The 19,719-nt window shown below is 69.3% G+C and carries 18 protein-coding genes; 5 read left to right on the top strand and 13 right to left on the bottom strand.

Going from position 1 to position 19,719, the window contains the following annotated elements:
- Positions 1 to 4 precede the first annotated feature (4 nt).
- The 6 genes from FXN61_RS51350 to FXN61_RS00970 form a co-directional block, all read right to left on the bottom strand.
- A complete protein-coding gene (locus FXN61_RS51350; RefSeq protein WP_312877466.1) occupies positions 5 to 1,558 on the bottom strand; it encodes a helix-turn-helix transcriptional regulator in 1,554 nt (517 codons plus the stop codon).
- Positions 1,549 to 2,679 carry an AAA family ATPase gene (locus tag FXN61_RS51355; protein ID WP_246290531.1) on the bottom strand — a complete coding sequence of 377 codons (1,131 nt, stop codon included), beginning with the start codon at positions 2,677 to 2,679 and terminating at the stop codon, positions 1,549 to 1,551. The genes FXN61_RS51350 and FXN61_RS51355 overlap by 10 nt, the downstream gene beginning before the upstream one ends.
- Positions 2,680 to 2,781: 102 nt before the next feature.
- On the bottom strand, positions 2,782 to 3,387 hold the full coding sequence (locus FXN61_RS00955; protein WP_223165270.1) for a hypothetical protein: 606 nt from the start codon (positions 3,385 to 3,387) through the stop codon (positions 2,782 to 2,784).
- 328 nt (positions 3,388 to 3,715) lie between these two features.
- Positions 3,716 to 4,204, bottom strand: coding sequence for a hypothetical protein (locus FXN61_RS00960; protein WP_167969333.1), 489 nt, complete (start codon positions 4,202 to 4,204; stop codon positions 3,716 to 3,718).
- A complete protein-coding gene (locus FXN61_RS00965; protein WP_167969335.1) occupies positions 4,204 to 5,406 on the bottom strand; it encodes a macrolide family glycosyltransferase in 1,203 nt (400 codons plus the stop codon). The genes FXN61_RS00960 and FXN61_RS00965 overlap by 1 nt, the downstream gene beginning before the upstream one ends.
- Complete coding sequence (locus tag FXN61_RS00970) at positions 5,403 to 6,311, bottom strand: patatin-like phospholipase family protein (protein ID WP_167969337.1); 909 nt, start codon at positions 6,309 to 6,311, stop codon at positions 5,403 to 5,405. The genes FXN61_RS00965 and FXN61_RS00970 overlap by 4 nt, the downstream gene beginning before the upstream one ends.
- Positions 6,312 to 6,835: 524 nt before the next feature.
- Here FXN61_RS00970 and FXN61_RS00975 point away from each other — a divergent pair.
- Complete coding sequence (locus FXN61_RS00975) at positions 6,836 to 7,141, top strand: hypothetical protein (protein WP_167969339.1); 306 nt, start codon at positions 6,836 to 6,838, stop codon at positions 7,139 to 7,141.
- A 63-nt stretch (positions 7,142 to 7,204) separates the two neighbouring features.
- Here FXN61_RS00975 and FXN61_RS00980 read toward each other — a convergent pair whose 3' ends face one another.
- Positions 7,205 to 8,557, bottom strand: coding sequence for a non-ribosomal peptide synthetase (locus tag FXN61_RS00980; protein WP_312877467.1), 1,353 nt, complete (start codon positions 8,555 to 8,557; stop codon positions 7,205 to 7,207).
- Positions 8,558 to 9,257: 700 nt separating this feature from the next.
- Here FXN61_RS00980 and FXN61_RS00985 point away from each other — a divergent pair.
- From FXN61_RS00985 to FXN61_RS00995, 3 genes are read left to right on the top strand one after another with little or no spacing between them, the layout of a single operon-like run.
- Positions 9,258 to 10,655 (top strand): family 43 glycosylhydrolase, encoded by a 1,398-nt coding sequence (locus FXN61_RS00985; protein ID WP_167969341.1) that lies wholly within the window; start codon positions 9,258 to 9,260, stop codon positions 10,653 to 10,655.
- A gap of 17 nt (positions 10,656 to 10,672) precedes the next feature.
- Positions 10,673 to 12,112 (top strand): glycoside hydrolase family 43 protein, encoded by a 1,440-nt coding sequence (locus tag FXN61_RS55015; RefSeq protein WP_223165272.1) that lies wholly within the window; start codon positions 10,673 to 10,675, stop codon positions 12,110 to 12,112.
- 20 nt (positions 12,113 to 12,132) lie between these two features.
- Positions 12,133 to 13,512, top strand: coding sequence for a glycoside hydrolase family 43 protein (locus FXN61_RS00995; RefSeq protein WP_167969343.1), 1,380 nt, complete (start codon positions 12,133 to 12,135; stop codon positions 13,510 to 13,512).
- Positions 13,513 to 13,561: 49 nt separating this feature from the next.
- On the opposite strand, the gene FXN61_RS01000 is transcribed toward FXN61_RS00995, so the two are convergent.
- The 6 genes from FXN61_RS01000 to FXN61_RS01025 all read right to left on the bottom strand — a co-directional run bounded on the left by FXN61_RS01000 (position 13,562) and on the right by FXN61_RS01025 (position 19,000).
- Positions 13,562 to 13,981, bottom strand: coding sequence for a hypothetical protein (locus FXN61_RS01000; protein ID WP_167969345.1), 420 nt, complete (start codon positions 13,979 to 13,981; stop codon positions 13,562 to 13,564).
- A complete protein-coding gene (locus tag FXN61_RS01005; RefSeq protein ID WP_167969347.1) occupies positions 13,918 to 14,496 on the bottom strand; it encodes a phosphate signaling complex PhoU family protein in 579 nt (192 codons plus the stop codon). The genes FXN61_RS01000 and FXN61_RS01005 overlap by 64 nt, the downstream gene beginning before the upstream one ends.
- 63 nt (positions 14,497 to 14,559) lie before the next feature.
- Positions 14,560 to 15,252: a trans-sulfuration enzyme family protein gene (locus FXN61_RS01010; RefSeq protein ID WP_167969349.1), complete on the bottom strand. Its 693-nt coding sequence runs from the start codon at positions 15,250 to 15,252 to the stop codon at positions 14,560 to 14,562.
- A 21-nt stretch (positions 15,253 to 15,273) separates the two neighbouring features.
- On the bottom strand, positions 15,274 to 16,422 hold the full coding sequence (locus FXN61_RS01015) for a cysteine desulfurase family protein (RefSeq protein WP_167969351.1): 1,149 nt from the start codon (positions 16,420 to 16,422) through the stop codon (positions 15,274 to 15,276).
- On the bottom strand, positions 16,419 to 17,657 hold the full coding sequence (locus FXN61_RS01020; protein WP_312877468.1) for an MFS transporter: 1,239 nt from the start codon (positions 17,655 to 17,657) through the stop codon (positions 16,419 to 16,421). The genes FXN61_RS01015 and FXN61_RS01020 overlap by 4 nt, the downstream gene beginning before the upstream one ends.
- On the bottom strand, positions 17,654 to 19,000 hold the full coding sequence (locus tag FXN61_RS01025; protein WP_246290532.1) for a rhodanese-like domain-containing protein: 1,347 nt from the start codon (positions 18,998 to 19,000) through the stop codon (positions 17,654 to 17,656). The genes FXN61_RS01020 and FXN61_RS01025 overlap by 4 nt, the downstream gene beginning before the upstream one ends.
- Positions 19,001 to 19,060: 60 nt before the next feature.
- On the opposite strand from FXN61_RS01025, the gene FXN61_RS01030 reads away from it, so the two are divergent.
- Positions 19,061 to 19,714: an ArsR/SmtB family transcription factor gene (locus FXN61_RS01030; protein WP_167969354.1), complete on the top strand. Its 654-nt coding sequence runs from the start codon at positions 19,061 to 19,063 to the stop codon at positions 19,712 to 19,714.
- The last annotated feature ends 5 nt before the right edge of the window (positions 19,715 to 19,719 follow it).

Here is a 19,719-nt window from a genome sequence, read left to right on the forward strand (position 1 = left end):
GGCCTCAGTCGCCGTGCGGCAATGCATCCCGCAGCTGTCGCCGGGAAGTGATCGACAGCTTGGTGAAGACCTTGCGCAGGTGCCACTCGACCGTCCGCGTGCTGAGGAAGAGCCGGGCACCGACCTCCGGGTTGGACAGGCCTTCCCGGACGAGCAACGCGATTTGTCTCTCTTGCGGCGTCAGCTTCCCGCTCGACGACGCCTCGACAGAGCGCTCGCGGACTTTGTCCCCGTTGGCGAGCAACTCGCGGCGGGCACGTTCGGCGAACGCCGCCATGCCGATCGAGACGAACATCTCGTAGGCCGTGCGCAGCTGGAGTCGTGCGTCGGCCCGCCGCGACTGCGAGCGCAACCACTCGCCGTACAGCAGATGGGCACGTGCCAGCTCGGTGCGCAACTTCGTCCGTCCCAACCGCTCGATCGCATCGCGGTACAGCTCGTCCGCGGCAGCCCCATCGCTCAGCAGCGCCCGGCAGCGAGCCAGGACTCCCTGCGCCCAGTCCGTGTCGCACGGCTCCGTCGCGTCCGCCAGAGGTTCGAGTGCGCTGAGGGCGATCTGGTCGTCTCCGACGCGCGCCGCGGCCTCGATGAGCTCGGGCAGCACCCATACCGAGATCCACAGCTCGGCGATCCGGGTGCTGGCCTGAGCCGCCGCCAGCGCCTGCTCGTAACGGGCGAGGCCGTTGTACAGGACCGCGGCTGCCCAGTTCGCGGACGTGACGCCCATCAACTGGCCGTCCTCGCCGGCCCATTCGATGGTGGTGGCGATCAGCGCCGAGGCCTCTGCCTCCTTGCCCTGCATCACCGTCAGAATGAGCTGGGTGTGCGGCGCGAGGCGGACGCCGGTCACGGTGGCGATGGCTTCGGCTTCGGCGACGAGCGCGGCCGCGGCGCCGAAGTCCCCGGTCCACGTTGTCGCGATCCCCAACGAGGCGAGGTGGATGGGAAGCACGGTCAGAGCACCGGCACTACGCGCCACCTCGGCCGCCCTGGCGAACGTCTCGCGCATGGCCTGGTCATCCCAGACGGCAGGGCTGACGCCGTTGGCCACCCATCCCCACCGCAGCAGGTCCTGCGCGGGAAGCTCCGCGAGCGCGGTCGCTGCCCGCCGCAGTACGGGGACAGCGGCGGCCCGGCCGTCGGTGACGAGCAGCGCGTAGCCGTCGAGCACCAGGTCGATGGGGCGCGGAGTACCGTCCGGCGGCGGGAGGGCTCTTATCGCCCGGGAGATCACCACGGTGATCTTGCCCTCTGCGGCGACCAGTGCCGCGGCGCCCCAGGCGAGAAGGTAGGTCTCCCGCGCGAGATCCATGTCGAAGGGTTCGAGCCGCTGTGCGGCCGCCAGCAGCATGGACGGCGCCTCGTCGTTCAGGCCGGCCGCGAACGTGATGTGGCTCCGTACCAGGTGGGCTCGCACGCGGAGGAACTCGTCTTGCGCATCGCGTTCCGCGATGTCGACGAGTCTTCGTGCGGCAGCGAGATCTCCGGCCCGCAGGCTGGCGTCGGCGGCCGCGACGGCACGCTCGGCGCGTCGCGAGGTGTCGATCGTCAGTGCCACCGACCGCTGCAGGAAGGCGGCAGCGCGGCCAGCCCACCGCGCGCCTGCACACGGTCGGCGGACCGCTCGAGTTCCGCGGCGACGGCCTCGTCCGGTTCGGCGGCGGCGGACGCCAGATGCCAAGCACGGCGGTCCGGGTCTGTCTGCGGGTCGGTGGCCTCCGCCAACGCCAGGTGAGCGGCTCGCCGGTCCTCCTCCCTGGCGGCCCGGTACACGGCCGAGCGCACGAGCGGATGACGGAAGATCACCCGCACGTCGAACGACAGCAGCTCGTCCATCTCGTCGCCGAGTGCCGTCGCCGGTGTGACGCCGAGATGTTCGGCCGCACGCCACACCACGGTGGGATCGCCGACCGGCTCGGCGGCCGCCACCAGTAGAAGCAGCCGGCTGTGTTCAGACAACTCCTCGATCCGCGTCAGGAAGCTCTCTTCGATCCGGTTGGGCAACGCATCGGTGTGCAGCAGTCCGAACCCACCCGCCACCTGGGTCACGGTCAACTCGCGAGGAAGCTCCAGCAGGGCGAGCGGGTTGCCCCTGGCCTCAGCGAGTACCCGGTCACGGATCCCGTGGTCGAGCCGGGCGCGAGTCGCGGAGTTGAGCAGGGCCAGGGCGTCGGCCTTGCTCAACCCGGTGACCTCGAGCTCCGGCAGGCCGAACAGGTCCTGCGCCCGGTGGCGGGCGGCGAAGACGAAGGCGATCGACTCGGCCAGCAGGCGGCGGGCCACGAAACCAAGGACCTGAGCCGAGGCCTGGTCCGTCCACTGCGCGTCGTCCAACAGACACAGCACCGGGCCGCCCTCGGAGACGTCCGACAGCAGACTCAGCACCGCCAGTCCGACGAGGAAGCGTTCGGGCGGGCTGCCCGCCCGCATCCCGAACACCGTCTCGAGGGCGTCGCGCTGCGGCTCGGGAAGGTCCTTCATCCGACCCAGCAGCGGCACGCAGAACTGGTGCAGCGTGGCGAACGCCAGCTCCATCTCCGACTCGACACCGGCCGCGCGCAGCACCCGCATGCCCGTCGCCGAGCTCTCCAGGTGTTCGAGCAGTGCCGACTTCCCCACTCCTGGCTCGCCGTGGAGCAGGAGCACGCGGCTCTCCCCCGCGCGGACAGCCCTGATCATCTGATCGAGGGCGGCACACTCCGATCCCCGTCCGATCAGCGCCGCATGCTTCCGAACCGCCACCGGAGTCATCCTGGACTGGAATTTCCCGGTACGAAAGTTCTACTGCAGTGTGTCGTCGGTCGCCGTGATCACGCCGCGGCGGGTGCGGATCAACGCGATCACGGTGTCAGCGGTGCGGTCGAGGTGAGAGCGACCGTCGGGCAGTTCGGCAGTCGGGCTGATGTAGCTGTGCGGCCCGACGTGCGTGGCCGGATCGAGCCGCTGGGTGGTCACCTTCCCGGCGCGGCGCGCCTGGTTCCACCCGCTGCGGCGCACCAGCCGCCAGCGTTGGGGGAACAGCCACCTGCCGACGCGCTCGATCCGGTCGCCGGCACTCGTGAGCTGGTACAGGTGCTCCGCGTGGGTGATGTCGTTCGCACCGTTGTGAAACCCGCCGAGCGTGATCAGCAACAGCGGACAGCGCAACCGCGTGTGCAGAACGTCGACCGCGCCGGTGGCGACCTGGGCGCCACCGCTGTAGCTGAGCAGGACCACGGGGATCGCGCTGCCGACCTGGTAGCCGGCGAGCTGGAGCTGGGTGGCGATCTGGGTGCCGACGGCCCGGTTGTACAGGGGGCGGTACCGGTGGTCGGCGGCGACGAAGATCTGCATGACGTTGTGCAGGAACAACAGCAGCCCGGCACGGCGGCGCAGCCACGCCCACACCGGCCGATCGGCGAGCGGGTCGCCAGCGGCGAGTAGGGCTGCACCTGACCCAACACCCGCAGTTCTGGTGCGCCGGCCAGGAGCGCCTTGACCAGCTGGCCGCCGTCCCGGCTGTCGCGGACCCGGCGTTTGCCGATGCCGTCCAGGTAGACCAGGTAGGCATCCGGGGGACGCTCAGGGGCCGCACCGCGGGCATGGGGCACGCCCGCCGGGAGCTCGCTGGCAGGAGCCCGCCAACCGGCGCCGTAGATCAACAGCTCGTAGCGGGCCAGCAGGCCTTCCGCCAGCAGAATCGGCCCGACCGCGACGGCCCAGAGCAGGAAGCCGTTCACGCGACCACCTCCCGCACCTCGACCGCGGTCAACTGCCCGACCAGTCGTCGAACGGCCGCCACCGCGACACCGAGCCCGGCTCCGGCGACGGCCACGCATCCAGCGGCGCCCCACCAGCCCAGTCCGGTCGCCGTGGCCAGCGGGCTGACCAGGCCTGCTCCCACTCCCACCACCAGCAGCAGGTGAAGCAGGGGCCCGAGCAGCGGGAACGCGAGAACTGCCGACAGCACCAGCGGGGCGACCAAGCCCGGCGTCCACACCAGCACGTCGCCCGGTGATGGCGTGGACAGCACCACATCGGCCAAGGTCCACGCGGTCAACGGCCACAGCGCGAACACAGCAGCTTCGATGAGGCCACCGGTCATCAACAGGCCGACCACGGCCTGCCATGACGTGCCGGGTCTGCGCACCAGGAAGGGCAGGATGCGGCCGGCGGCCTCCGACAGCCCGGCGAACAGCAGCAGGACCACGACGACGGGCGACATCACTCGGCCCCGCTGTGTTGCGTGACCGGACGGGCCTCGCGCAGGTATCGCTCGAGTTCGTCGGCTGCGCGCCGATAGCCGCCCGCCTCGTGCTGGGCGGCCTGCAGGGTGCTCGCAGCCGCGCGGAACCGCGGGTCTTCGAGCAGCCGCCGTGCGAGGGCACGCACAGAGTCCTCCGCGACGTCCTGGGTCCGGATCGACAGACCGGCACCCAGTTCGACGACACGCCGGGCCACCAGCGGCTGGTCAGCGCCCTGTGGAACCACGAGCAACGGGACACCGGCGTACAGGGCCTCGTTGGCGCTGTTCATCCCGCCATGGGTGACGAACAGCGCGGCGCGGGCCAGCACGTCCGGTTGCGGCACGAAGCGGCGGGCGATCACGTTGGCAGACAACGGACCCAGTGCCGCGGGGTCGGTCTGTCCAGTGGAGACGATCACAGTGCCGCCCAGCGGAGCGAGCGCGGTGGCGAAGGTGCGCAGCAGCCCCGGGTCTGCGTTGAACACCGTGCCCAGCGACGCGTACAGCACCGGTCCCCGCAGCTCATCGACCGGGAACGACGGGTCGGCCGGACGAGCGCCGATGCTCGGGCCGACGAACCGGTAGGACTGGTCGAAGTCCTCGGCGCCGGACTGGAACGCGCGTGACGTGAACACCAGGTTGAGCGGCTGACGGATGTTGCCCAGGTCGAACACGGGCAGCTCGTGCGTGTCGAAACGGCGGCCGAGCTGCCAGCGCGACCGCAGGAAACTCCCGAAGTATCCAGGCCTTGCCCCACGCAACAGGTCCAGCGACGCACGGGTGGGGCTGGGTACCTGGCGGTTGAAGGCGAACGTGGTGTACGACGACGCCGCCGGCACGCCGAGTTCGCGTGCGGCGACCGCACCCCACACGCAGGCGTTGTCGTGGACGATCAGATCCGGCCGGGCGCGGCGCAAGTCGGTGAGCACAGCCGGCACCAACCGAATCGCGGTGCGCACGAGCCCGTCCACCAGCGTGATCGGCATCGGCGGATCCGGCAGGGGTTGGTCGCCTCCTGGATAGAGGTGCACCGCCGCGCCGGTCTCCTCGATCTCGTCACGGAACGCGGGCGACGTGTGATACGTGACGGTGTGGCCGCGCCGAACGAGCTCGGCCACGACCGGCAGCGTCGGGTTGACGCGACCGTGCATGGCGATGTTGAGGAACGCGATGGTGCTCATCGGCCGACCCCCGACACGAACGCGGCCGCCGTCGCGGGAGAAGCATCGTCCCGGTACAGGCCAGGCCCGCTGATCCGCAGCCCGTCGAGAAAGCGCGCCGACGTGCGAGACGCGGTGCTGATCAGTCGCCCGGAATGGCGGAAGTCCCACGGCGCCGGCCAGTCCTCGACGCCGGTCGGCAGCACGACGACAGGGATCTGCTCGGACACCTCGCGCAAGTCACGTTCGATCTGATGACGCAGTGCGAGCAGCCCAGCGCGAGCAGCGATCGCGCCGGCGCGTCGGCGCTGCAGAGCCGGGAACAAGGGCGAACTCTCCGGCCCGACCGCGAGCACCACCACGCTGGCCGCCCCGGCTTTCCGGGCCGCTCTCACAGGGACATAAGCGACGACTCCCCCGTCGACGAGCGTGCGGCCGTCGCGATCCACCGGGGGCAGGACGCCGGGAATGGCCGCACTGGCGAGCAACGCGGACTCGAGGTCTCCGTGGTCGAGCAGCACCTCGGCACCAGTGCCCAAATCCATGGCCACAGCGGTGAACGGGATCTCCAGCTGTTCGATCCGCGCCGGCAACCCCGCACGGGCGATCAACCGGCGCAGGCCGCGATCGGTGAAGATGCTGGCCCTGGAGGACAGATAGCCGAGCGGAAATACCTCCCGGCGACGCAACCGGGCCCACACGTTGTCCAACCACTGGGCGGCCTCTCCTGGGTGCCCGGCCGCGATCGCCCCGTTGAGGGCACCCACCGAGGTGCCGACGACCAGGTCCGGGACGAATCCACGCTGCTCCAGCGCGTGCCCAACGCCGACATGAGCGGCTCCCAGCACCCCACCGCCGCCCACGGCCACCGCCACAGGACGAGGAAGGGCGCGCAAACCCGCCGACGACGGGCGCGCCTCGCCCATCACAGCTCGACGCCTCTCGCGCCCTGGGCCGTACCCGCTGAAGCCAGACCTGCTCTGCGGCGACAAGTGCCCCTCATGACGTCCCGCCTTCCTCACCGCGGCGCCGAATCGGATTCGTTCACCAGCTAGGACAAGGCAGCCACCCGAAGTTGTGACAACAGGCCACGTCACGAAGTTCAGGAGCATCAGCGCGACGGCGATGAAGTCCGCGTCGTTGACCAGCGGAGCGTGCGCGAGGTGCTCGGAGATTTCCCCCATAGCGGGGTTGTTGTGCGACCGGCCAGAACTCCGCCCACCGGTTCTCCCGCCGGCACCATGGCCGGCGGTTTCACACCTGTCGACCTGTGTCGCGCGGGTTCTCGAGGATCGACGTCACTGACGCCACCACCCAGCGGGCGCCGGATCGATGCTTGTTGCGGCCTTTGGGGAAGATTCTCGCAAAGTGGCGCAAAATTGCGGGGGATGAGCAGCCAGATTGGTAAACCACACTATTCCGTTCCGGGATATCCTCCAAAGGAGTAGAAATGGTTTCTGGCGAATCGATCAGGCGCACCCTCGCCAAGGTGCTGGCCGCGAGTGCGATCGCGGCGGCGACGGTGGTCGGCGCGAGCGGGATCGCCTCCGCCGACGGGTGTGGCGGCCCGTGCCACAAGCCCAGCTGGGAGGACTGGGCGCAGGGTGACGGCAAGACCTTCAGCCAGGCGGTGACCAGCCTGGCCAACGCCCGGCGCGTGTTGTGCGGCGACAACGACACGATCAAGCTCACCAACCCGGCCAAGACGAACTCGAACGGCAGCATCACACTGCGCCAGCTCATCAGGTGCGACTGAGCGCTCCAGCCACGAACCGGTTGCCGGGACGAGACGAGACGTCTCGTCCCGGCACCGGCACGTTCACGCGCCATGCGCCGCCAGCGCGGCGACGGCACGGATCGTCGGGTGCCGGTACAGCTCCCGCAGCCGCACCGAGGCCAGCCCCTCGGCCCGCATCGCGGCACCGATCCGCACGGCGGCGAGTGAGTTCCCTCCGAGGTCGAAGAAGTCGTCGTCCAACCCGACCGGCACGCCCAGCACATCGGTCCAGATCCTGACCAGCTGCCCGGTGATGCCGTCGCCTGCCGGAACCGAGGTCACTCCGGCGTCAGGCGGGGGAAGGCGTTTCTCGTCGAGCTTTCCGTTGGTCGTCAAGGGAAGCACGTCCAGCGACGTCACGGTGGCCGGGACCATGTGCTCCGGCAGCACGTTCGCCGCGCGCCTGCGGACCCCACCGGAGTCACCGGACGCCAGCACGACGTACGCGTCCAGACGCGGGTTCGCCGGGTCGTCGCGTCGCACCACGACGGCGGCCGCGCGCACGTTCGGGTCCTCCAGCAGCACGGCGCGGATCTCGTCCAGCTCGATGCGGAAGCCGCGGATCTTGACCTGGCTGTCGATGCGGCCCAGGTGCTCGAGCGCGCCGTCCGGGCGCAGCCGGCCCAGGTCGCCGCTGTGGTACACGATGCCCTCACCACACGGATCGGGCCGGAAGCGTTGGGCCGTCAGGTCCTCCCGGCCGAGATAGTGCGAGGCGACCCCGGCGCCGCCCACGACGATCTCCCCCGCGACACCCGGCGGCACGAGGCGGCCGTGCGCGTCCACGACGTACAGGTGCCAGCCGGGCAGCGCGGGGCCGACCGAGCGGGATGCCGCCAGCGCGTCGGCACGGGTGATGGTCTGGGCAGTGACGTGCACGGTGGTCTCGGTGATGCCGAACATGTTGACCAGCCTGCAGTCCTGGTAGCGGTCGAGCCACGGCAGCAGCATCCGCGTGTCCAGCGGCTCACCCCCGAACACCACCAGGCGCACCGACCGGGCCTCCTCACCGGTCACGGCCAGCAGCTGGGCGAACGCCGACGGGGTCTGGCTGAGCACGGTGACCTTCTCGGCGGCCAGCAGGTCGCGGAAGTCCTCCGGCTCACGGGAGACGAAGTACGGCACCACGACCAGCCGGCCGCCGGTGAGCAGGCAGCCCCAGATCTCCCAGACCGAGAAGTCGAAGGCGCTGGAGTGGAACAACGTCCACACGTCGTCGCCGCCGAACCGGTACTCGTCACGGGTGGCGTCGACCAGGCTGATCACGTTGCGGTGCGGGACCACCACACCCTTGGGTCGCCCACTGGAGCCTGACGTGTAGATGACGTACGCCGGGTCGTCCGGCGAAGCGGCGGTCACCACCCGAGTCGCAGAGATCAGGACGTCCGACGTCACGACGCGCAGACCCGCAGAAGCCGGGAACGCTCACCCGCCGCACGTGGTGTCCTTCGTCGTGCCCATGCGGCCGATTCTGGTGATCACGATCAGCGAATCGCGGACATTCACTCAGGTGCGGAAGAAGTTGCGCGAACCTCTGGGCGAGCGGTGTGAGCCACCGTCCGGCCATCCGGAACATTGATCGCGGCCGAGAGCGGGTGCGAACCGTGGTGGACATCGGCCGCACCGCCGACGCCGCGCCGCAGGTCGCACTCAAGCCCACAGAGAACGACAGTCTGGGCTGTGGAAGAACCAGTAGACCTGCGCCTCGATCAACGCAAGCCCGTTTCCGACACGCATGTGCCCAACAGCTTCGGTCGTGGCCAGGTGCCGTCGCTGTGCGCGGCGACGCTCGCCGCGAGCCGTTCCGCGAGCCGTGTTTCGCCGGCGTCCGCCGGTGCCGGTTCCATTTGTCGACTCTTGATGTTAACGCGAACAACACGCATACTCCCTGCGGCCCTGCAACGACGCGAGGAGTCCAGAGCATGAACGCTATCGAGCTTCCCTGCCCCCACAGCCAGGTCTGTGTACTGCGCAGAGCCATCTCAAGGCGTCATACCTCTTCCTCGATTGCCGCAGGCACCTCCTTCGCATAGCGATTGTTAGCGCTCACTTCAGGCGCCCCTTCTGCCCCGACCGACGAAGATCGGAGCACACCATGGACCGACGAGCACGTCTGCTCGCGGTGTCATCTCTCATCGTCGCCTCGACGCTCACCCTGCCCTCGGCGCCGGCGTCCGCGGCCACGTTGCCCACCGGGGCGCGGTCGCTGGAGTCGGTGAACTACCCCGGCCGGTTCATCCGGCACGCCGACCTGCTCGGCCGCATCGACCCGGTGACCTCCGGCAGCACGGCATTGGCCAAGTCGGACGCCACGTTCACCGTCGTCTCCGGTCTGGCGTCACCGTCGTGCTACTCGTTCCAGGCGACCAACGGCCTGTTCCTGCGCCATCGGGACTGGCGGCTACGCCTGGAAGCCAACACGGGCACCCCGACGTTCCAGGCGGACGCGACGTTCTGTCCCACCGACGGTTCGGTGGCGGGCTCGGTGTCGCTCGTGTCGTTCAACCACCCGGACCGCAGGCTCCGGCACCGGAACTTCGAGCTGTGGGTGGACGCATACCAGGACACCGCGCAGTTCCGCGCCGACAGCTCGTTCCGGCTGACCGCTCCGTGGACACCGAAGACCAGCAAGGGGCCGGTCATCCCCGGTCTGTACGCCGATCCGCACATCACGTTCTTCAACGGCCGGTACTACCTGTACCCCACGACGGACGGCTATGCGAGCTGGTCCGCGCCCTACTACAAGGCGTTCTCGTCAGCCGATCTGGTCAACTGGACCGACCACGGCGTGATCCTCGACCACGGACGGGACGTGTCGTGGGCGGACAACTCGGCGTGGGCCCCGGCGGTGGTCGCCAAGAACGGCCGCTATTACCTGTATTTCAGTGGCGGTGCGGCATCCGGCAACACGGGCAAGCACCTCGGTGTCGCCGTGTCCGACTCCCCCACCGGGCCGTTCCGGGACGCGCTGGGCAAGCCGCTGATCCTGGCGGGCGCGTACGCCGGGCAGGCCATCGATCCCATGGTGTTCACCGACGACAATGGACAGTCCTATTTGTACTGGGGGAACGGTGCGGCGCACGTCGTCCCGCTGAACGCCGACATGGTCTCGTTCGACCCCGCCGCGGTGCGCACGATCACCACGCCGGGGTTCCGCGAGGCGTCGTTCGTGCTCAAGCGCAACAGCACCTACTACTTCATGTGGTCCGAGAACGACACCCGCGACGAGAACTACCAGGTCGCCTACGCGACCGGCCCTTCCCCACTCGGACCGTGGACCAAACGCGGGGTCGTGCTCCAGAAGCGCCTCGAGCTCGGCATCAAGGGCACCGGCCACCACTCGGTTGTCCAAGTTCCGGGAACCGACACCTGGCACGTCGCCTACCACCGGTTCGCCGTACCCACCGGCAGCGGCACCAACCGCGAGGTCACCGTCGACCGCATGACGTTCAACGCCGACGGCACCATCGCCCCGATCCTGCCCACCCTCTGACCCGAGGAGAAGAAACCGTGCGACGAACACTGGCGATGCTGGGCGCGACGCTCCTCCTGCTGATCGCCCAGTTCCTCACCGCTGTCGACCGCGCGTCGGCCGCGGACCCGTTCACCGGCTACCTGATGGCGCACTTCACCGGGGAGAGCGCGATCGGTGAGCAGATCTACCTCGCCCACAGCAAAGACGGTCTGCACTGGAACGACCTCAACAACGGCGCTCCGGTCCTGCTGTCCACTGTGGGCACTCGCGGTGTGCGCGACCCCGCGATCGTCCGCTCCCCCGCCGGCGACCGGTACTGGATCATCGCGACCGACCTGCGCATCGCGAGCGGCACGTCGTGGAGCGACGCGGCCAACCGCGGCAGCACCTCGCTCGTCGTCTGGGAGTCGACCGACCTCGTGAACTGGTCGGCGCCGCGGCTGCTGAACGTGGCCGGCGCCGTCTCCGGCGCCGGCGACGCCTGGGCGCCGGAGGCCATCTACGACCCGGCCTCCGGTGACTACGTCATCTACTGGGCGACGAACGCGACCCTCAACGGCGTCAAGAAGCACCGCATCTACTCCACGCGGACCCGCGACTTCCGCACGATCAGCGCGCCTGCCGTCTACATCGACCGGCCGGGCACCCAGGGCATCATCGACACCCAGATCGTGGAGTCACCCACCAGCGTCGGCGGCTTCCGCTACTACCGCGCCTCCGCGGACGGGCAGATCACCGTCGAGGGCAGCAACACGATCCTCGGCACGTGGACCAGGATCGGCGACCTGTCCCACATGGGCATCTCCAACGGCGCGACCGGCGGCAACGTCGTCGAAGGTCCGATGTGGATGCCGGTCAACGGCAGGACCGAGTGGACGCTGTGGCTGGACCAGTTCGCCACCGGCCGCGGGTACATGCCGATCACGTCGACCAATCTGGGCAGCACCAGCAACTTCCGCACGGTGTCGGACTACTCGCTCGGCGGCACCCGCAAGCGCCATGGCGGGATCATGAGCCTGACCTCGGCCGAGGAGAACCGCGTTCTGGCGAAGTGGGGTGTCAACAGGCCGATCAACCGCGTCCAGTCCTTCAACGTCCAGGACCGCTACGTACGTCACGCCAACCTCGACGTGCGCATCGACGCCAACGTGAGTCCCGCCCAGGACGCCCAGTTCCGGATCATGCCCGGTCTCGCCGACTCCGGGGCCGTGTCGTTCCAGTCGGTGAACTTCCCCGGCTACTACCTGCGACACCAGAACTTCGACTTCGTGCTCGCTCCGTACGACGGCAGCGCGACGTTCCAGGCCGACGCGACGTTCCGCCGAGTCGCAGGACTGGCGTCGTCGTCGTGGAGCTCCTTCCAGTCCTACAACTTCCCCGACCGCTACATCCGGCACTACGCGTACCAACTGCGCCTCGACCCGATCACCGACGCGACCGGCCGAGGCGACGCCACGTTCGGCGTGACGAGCTGACCGCGCGAGAGGAACCGACGATGAAACGACTCATCAGGCTGCTCACGCTGGCGGCACTCGTCGTGGGCAGCGCCGCCGTTCCCACGCCCGCACAGGCAGCGACCGATTCCGCCTACGTGATGGGGTACTTCAAGGAGTCGCTGAACGGCTCGGGCAACGTCAACGCCGTCCACCTGGCCGTCAGCGACGACGGTCTGGAGTGGACACCGCTCAACGACAACAACGCGATCCTCACGCCCACCGCGGGCACCAAGGGCATCCGCGACCCGTTCGTGCACCGGCTCAACGACGGCACCTGGGTCGTGCTGGCGACCGACATCCCCGTCGGCGGCGACTTCGGCAAGGCGAACCCGAACATCCACGTCTGGACCTCGCCCGACCTGGTGACCTGGTCGGCCGACCGGCTGCTGAACGTCAACGGTGCCAACCCGAACTCCTTCAGCTGGGCGCCCGCGGTCCACTGGGACCCGTCGCGCAACGCCTACGGCATCACGTTCTCGACCGTTCCGCAGGGCTTCTCCCATGCGGTGATCGCCGTCGTCTACACCACCGACTTCGTCACCACGACCGCGCCGGTCGTGTTCTTCGACGGCGGATCGGCGGGCGTCATCGACTCGCACGTGATCACCGGCGTAAACGGGATGAACTACCTGTACTACCGGAACAACGCGACGACCTCGCTCGCCGGAGCCCGGTCGACGTCGCTGGCCCCGGGCAGCTTCACCCGCTACGGCCCCGCCGTCGGCGACAACCGGTGCACCGAGGCACCGACGTTGGTGAAGTCGCTGACCGCGAACAAGTGGTGGCTGTGGGGCGACACCTACTGCCCGAACGCCAAGTTCGACCTGTGGGAGGGCGACCTCGCCGCCGCGACGTGGACCAAGGTCGACCGCCAGTCCTACACGGCGCCGTTGAACGGCAAGCACAACACCGTCCACCCGATCACCGCGGCCGACCGCGACCGCTTGCTCCAGCGATACGGCGGCACCAGCTGGAACCGCGTCAAGTCGCTCAACTTCCCCGGCCACTACGTCCGGCACGCGAGCTTCGCCGGCCGCATCGACGAGCAACCGTTCGAGCCGTACCAGGACTCCCAGTGGCGGCTGAGGGCAGGTCTCTCCGATCCGGGCGCCGTGTCGTTCGAGTCGGTCAACCAGCCCGGCCACTACCTGCGGCACCAGGGCTTCGAGGTGAAGCTCATGCGCGACGACGGGACGTCCGGCTTCGCCCGCGACGCCACGTTCACCAAGGTCGCGGGTCTCGCGGACTCCGCCTGGTCGTCGTTCCGCTCGGTCAACCACCCGACCCGCTACCTGCGGCACTCGAACTTCGTGCTGCGCATCGACGAGATCACCACCGCCACCGGCCGTGCCGACGCCACGTTCCACGTCGGCCACTGACGCCCGACAGCGGTCCGGAGACCCCTTGGCCAGCACAGGTCAAGGGGTCTCATCTCGCGTCGATCGACTCTCCCACGCCGAACCTGTCGAGCGCCGCATAGACCTCGGGGCGTCTGATCTTCAGCACGAGGGAAATGCCGAGTCCAACGGCCACGGCGACCGCCAGCAGCCACGGCAGCAGTGTGACCGCCGGAGCCTCGGAGCCGGCGAGCGTCGGGAAGTTCGCCACCGCCAGCACCGTGACGGAGATCAGACCCAGTCCGCCGACGCCCGGTGCGACGGCGGTGCGCCAGATGCGCGGGTCGCGGCGGCGCCGGAAATACGCGACCACGGCGATGCCTGCCATGGCCTGCAGGGTGATCACGCCCAGCGTGCCTATGCCGGTCATGCTGGCGGTGAGGTCGGTCAGCGGATCGAGACCCGCCACGGCGTAGATCGCGGCGACCAGTGTGGCGAACCCGATCTGCACGCCGCTTCGGTGATCAGCCCGAGGACTTCGGCGTGCAGCGCGTCGATGGCCTGATCCCGATCATCAAGCTCAGCGAAAGCATCGACCGCATCGCTGGTGATCTGCTCGGCGAGCCGATCTGCCATGCCTGCGGCTACCGCGCCCATCTCGGTGAACGCGGACTCCAGCTCGACCGGCACGGCGCGGTCGGGGTGAGTGAAGCGAGCCGTGTCGGCGACGTGTGCAGCCAGGTCACCCATGCGCTCGATCTTCTCCGCGCAGTAGACCGCGGCCAGGATGGTCCGCAGGTCACGGGCCACCGGTGCCTGCAACGCCAACAGCGACTGGGCACGCGTCTCGCACTCCTCACGAGCCTTGTCGAGCTCGGCGTCCACACTGAGCACCTGTTCGGCCAGCTCCAGATCTGCCGTCAGCAGCGCTCTGTTGGCCCGGCGCATCGACTCCGCCGCCAGCACGCACATGTGAGCCAACTGCTCGCCCAGCTTGGCCAAGTCACCGTGGAAGCTCTCCCGCATACAGGAAGCTTGGCCAATGGCATCCTGCGTTGTTCTCCGGTCAAGGACCTGGCCGAACATTTGTCATCGGCCGCACGCGCCGGCGGTGAGGTCGCTGTGGCCGCCGAGGTACTTGGTGGCGGAGTGGATCACGAGGTCGGCGCCGTGGTGCAGCGGGTTCTGGTTGACCGGAGTGGCGAAGGTGTTGTCAACGACGACCAACGCGCCCACGGCGTGCGCCTGCTGGGACATCGCGGCGATGTCGAAGACGTCGAGGGTGGGGTTGGTCGGGGTTTCGAAGAACACGATCCGCGTGCGGTCGGTCAGCACGGAGGGGATCTGGTCGACTTCGCTGGCGGTGAGGAACGTGGTGTCGATGCCGAGCTGGGGCAGGTTCTCGCCGAGGAGTTCGAACGTGCCGCCGTACACGTCGCCGAGGCACACGATGTGCTCGCCGGTCTTGATGTGGGACAGGAACGTCGCGGCTTCCGCGGCCATGCCGGAGCCGAACGCCAGCGCGGCCTCGGCGTCTTCGAGGTCGGCAAGTTTGTGTTCGACGGAGCGGATCGTCGGGTTGAGGCCATAGCGGGTGTAGAGGTTGCCCTCCGAGCGGCCCTCGACGACGTCAAGGAGGTCTGCTGTGGAGTCGAAGGCGAACGTGGAGTGCCCGTAGAGCGGGGTGTGGATGGCGCCTTGGGGATCACGGACGTCACCCGCGTGGACGCACCTCGTGGACAGGCCGGCGCGACGCTCGGGCGTGGGGTTCGCCTCAGTCATGGGCTCCTGCTCTCTGTGGTGTCAGTTGGCTGCGGCGACGATGTGGTGTGCGGCGCGGTCGATCTGCTCGGCGGTGCTCCAGCGGCCCAGCGACAACCGCAGCGCGCCCAGGCCGCGGTCGCCGGGCATGCCCATGGCGGTGAGCACGGGTGAGGGCTGGTGGTTGCCGCTGTGGCAGGCCGAGCCGGTGGAGGCGGCGATTGCCGTTGTGGCGTCGAGCAGTTCGTGTCCGGCGATGCCGTCGATGCTGATGTTGAGGGTGTTGGGCAGCCGGGCCGTGCCGGGGCCGTTGAGGTGGACTCGGCCGGGCAGTGCGGTGGTGAGCTGGTGGTGCAGGCGGTCGCGCAGCGCACGGATGCGGTCGTGGCCGCCTGAGGCGAGGTCTTTCGCGGCGAGTTCGGCGGCGGTGCCGAGTGCGACGGCGAGGGCGACGTTCTCGGTGCCCGCGCGCAGGCCGTGTTCCTGGCCGCCGCCGTACACCAGCGGTTCCAGCGGTACACCGGGCCAGATGCACAGGGCGCCGATTCCCTTTGGGGCGTACATCTTGTGCCCCACCACCGTCACGAGATCGAGCTCGGTCGTGTCGAACGGGATCTTGCCGATCGCCTGGGCGGCGTCGGTGTGAAACACCACGCCGTACTCGCGGGAGACGCGGGCCAGTTCGTCGACCGGTTGCAGTGCACCGGTTTCGTTGTTCGCCGCCATGACGGATACGAGGACGGTGCGTGGGCTGATCGCCGCGGTGAGATCGGTCGGGTCGACCAGGCCGTCGCTGTCGACGGGCAGGAGCGTCACCTCGGCGTTGTGCCAGCGGCGCAGCGCCTCGCAGGCCTGGAGCACGGCGGGATGCTCGGTGGGTTGGGTGATCACGTGCGGCCGGTCCACGCCGGAGGCGAGCACGGTGCCGCGGATGGCGAGGTTGTCGGCCTCGGAGCCGGACCCGGTGAACACGATCCGCTCCGCTGACGTGCCGAGTAGCGCAGCGACCTGATCGCGGGCGTGGTCCAGTGCGGTGCGGGACTCTCGGCCGTAGTGGTGGGTGCTGGAGGGGTTGCCGAACTCCGCGGTCAGGTACGGCAGCATCGACTCGGTCACCGCGGGGTCGATCGGTGTGGTGGCGTTGTAGTCGAGGTAGATCGGTCCGTCGAGAAGTCCACGTGGGACGGTCACGCGCTGACCTTCCTGTTGGAGTGGGTTTCGTACATGCGCACGGCGACCACGATTCCGGACAGCGCGGTGAGTGCGGCGACCACCCACACCGCGGCGCGCAGGCCCCAGAGGTCGGCGACGATGCCGCCGAGCAGGGCGCCCACGGCGAAGCCGCCGTCGCGCCAGAGCCGGTAGACGCCGACGGCTCGCGCGCGCCACGCAGGGTGCGCGACGTCGCCGATCGTCGCCAGCAAGGTCGGGTAGACCATGGCGGTGCCCGCGCCTAGCAACACTGCCGCCACCAGCCACACGGTGAACGTGTCCGCGAGTGCGACGAGTGCGAGGGCGGCGGCTTGGAGGAGCATGCCGCCGGTGATGAGGTGTTTGCGGCCCCAGCGGTCCGAGAGCGGGCCGGTGACGAGCTGTCCGAGGCCCCACACGGCCGGGTAGACGGCGGCCAGGACACCGATCTTGGCGACCGAGAGGCCGGCGGTGGCGAACAGGATCGGGAACAGGCCCCAGGCCAGACCGTCGTTGAGGTTGTTCACCATCCCTGCCTGGCTCGCCGCGGACAGCGCGGGTTCCCGCAGGCTCGTGCGGGTGAAGATCTCCCGATCGCTCGGTATCTCCTCAGCGGCAGCGGGGTGCTGTGTCGCTTCAAGCCGTGCGTGTTCTCGGGTCTCCCGTACGGCGAAGACGGTCAGTCCGATCCCGAGGACCACATAGGACAGTCCGAGCAGGAACGGTGCCGGCCGTAATCCGTAGCGGGCGGCGAGGTATCCGGTGGCGAGCGCGGTGATCGCGACGGCGATGTAGCCGGCGGCTTCGTTGAGGCCCATCGCGAGGCCGCGGCGGGACGGCCCGGCCAGGTCGATCTTCATGATGACGGTGGTGGACCAGGTCAGGCCCTGGTTGACGCCGAGCAGCACGTTCGCCGCGACCACCCAGCCCCACGACGGAGCCCAGATCAGCATCAGTGGCACGGGGATCGCGGCCAGCCAGCCGGCCAGCAGCACCGGGCGTCGGCCGAAGCGGTCGGACCAGGTGCCCGCGAAGTAGTTGGTGGCGGCCTTGGTCAGGCCGAACGCGACCACGTAGGTGAGTACAAAGGTGTAGCCGGTCAGGCCGAACTCGTCCTTGGCCAGCAGCGGCAGCACCGCACGTTCCTGCCCGAGCACACCGCCGACCAGCGCGTTGACCGCGACGAGCAGGCTGAACTGGGCGAGGTTGGCGCGCAGGCCGAGTTGGAGGCTCACCGGCCGCTCTCCAGGCGTCCGCCGGTCGCGTCGGCCCAGTCCTGAGGTCCGCCGGTGAGTACGGCGACGCCGCGGTGTCCCGCCTGTTCGAGGAGGCTGGCGGCGCCCATGGCTCGTTCGCCGTGTCCGCACATCACGATCAGCGGTTCCTGAGGCACCTCGTCAACGCGGCCGGCCAGGTCGCCGAGTTCGACGTGCTGCGCGCCCGGCAGGTGCCCGGAGACGAACTCGGGCTCTTGCCGGATGTCCAGCACCGACCCGCTCACCTGATCCGGGCCCACCAACCTGGTTGTGGCCGTGGGAAGTTCCGCGGCAGTCCACGCATCCATCCCGCCGTCGAGCTCGCCCGCGAGATCGACGTAGCCGATCTTGGCCGCCTGCCAGGCGATCTCCGCCGGGTCCTGGTCGGCGCCGCGCACCACGACCAGCGGCCGGTCGTGCGGCGCCAGCCAGCCGAGCCACGATGCGAACACCGGCCTCAGCGGAATCGACAGCGCGCCAGGCACGTGCGCGGCGGCGAACTCGTCGACCGGCCGGACGTCGATCAATCGCGCGCCGTCGGCCAGAAGCCGCCGCACCGCACCAACCTCCAGCGGCGGCAGCTCAGGCGTCCCCACCACAACGCCCTGGCGGTTGATCTCGCCGAGCCGGCGGAAGTACGGCGGATAGCTGCCCAGCGAGCCGAGCAGCTCCTTCACGAAGGCGTCCTCGTCAGCCGCACGCAGCAACGGGTTCGTCGCCTTCTCCCTGCCGATCGTGCTGGTGCGGTCCGCGCCAGGCGGGGCGGAGCAGAAGGATCCGGCGCCGTGTGTGGGCCAGACGGCCACGTCGTCGGGCAGTTCGGCGAGCCTGCGCAGCGACGTGTACTGAGCGCGGGCGAGCTCCTCGGTTCGGTCGGGCGCGACGAGGTCGGTGCGGGCGGCGGCGCCCACGATCAGCGAGCCGCCGGTGAACACCCCGAGTGGACGGTCGCCGTCGAGCAGCAGGAACGACAGGTGCTCGTCGGTGTGGCCGGGGGTCCCTAGCGCCCGCAGGCCTAAGCCGCCGAGGTCGACTTCGTCGCCGTCGCGCAGCCCGCTGTGTGTGAACTCGCGGTGTCCGGCCGCGGAGGCGAGCACGCGGGTGTCCTCGGTCGCGGACAGCTGACGGGCGCCGGACAGGAAGTCGGCGTGCAGGTGTGTGTCAGCGGCGAACGCCACGCTCAGCCCACGTCGCTGCACCGCGCGGCCAACCTCCCTCAGATCGAGGCTCACGTCGACCACCAGCGCCCGGCCGTCGCCCAGATCGACCAGATACGCGGAGTTCCCCAGCCCCTCGTCGACAAGCGGAACTACCTCAGGCATGGCCATCGTCTCCTTCCCACATCCAGTGTTCTACACTATTCCAATGATGATTGGAGAACCATGGGTGACCGGGATGCCAAGAACGCGTTGTTCGACCAGTTCGCTCGGGTCGGCAAGGCCCTCGCGAGCGGCAAGCGACTGGAACTGCTCGACCTGATCGCTCAGGGCGAGCGCACGGTCGACGCGCTCGCGAAGTCGGCGGAGCTGGGGCTGACGACCGCGTCGGCGCATCTGCAGACTCTCAAGCAGGCCAACCTCGTGGTGACTCGGCGCGAAGGCACGAAGATCTTCTACCGGCTGGCAGGAGACGACGTCGCCGCGCTGTTCGCGCTGCTGCGCACCGTCGCAGACGACCGGCTGCCGGACGTCCGCACCGCGCGTGAGGCCTACCTCGGCGACGACACGGAAGCGGTCAGCCGCGAGGAGCTCCTCGAACGCGTCCGGTCGGGACGCGCGACGGTGATCGACGTGCGGCCCGCGGAGGAGTACGCCGCCGGGCACATCCCCGGCGCGGTGTCCGTTCCGCTGGACGAACTGGCGGACCGGCTGGCCGAGCTTCCGGCCGACCAGGAAGTCGTGGCGTACTGCCGCGGCGCCTACTGCGTGCTCTCCCACGACGCCGTCCGCCTGCTCACCGCGCTGGGACGAACTGCCCGGCGCCTTGCCGACGGCATGCTCGAGTGGCGCCTCGCCGAACTCCCCGTCGCGGTCTGACGCCC

The sequence above is a fragment of the Lentzea indica genome (assembly GCF_012184385.1).
Taxonomy (GTDB): domain Bacteria; phylum Actinomycetota; class Actinomycetes; order Mycobacteriales; family Pseudonocardiaceae; genus Lentzea; species Lentzea indica.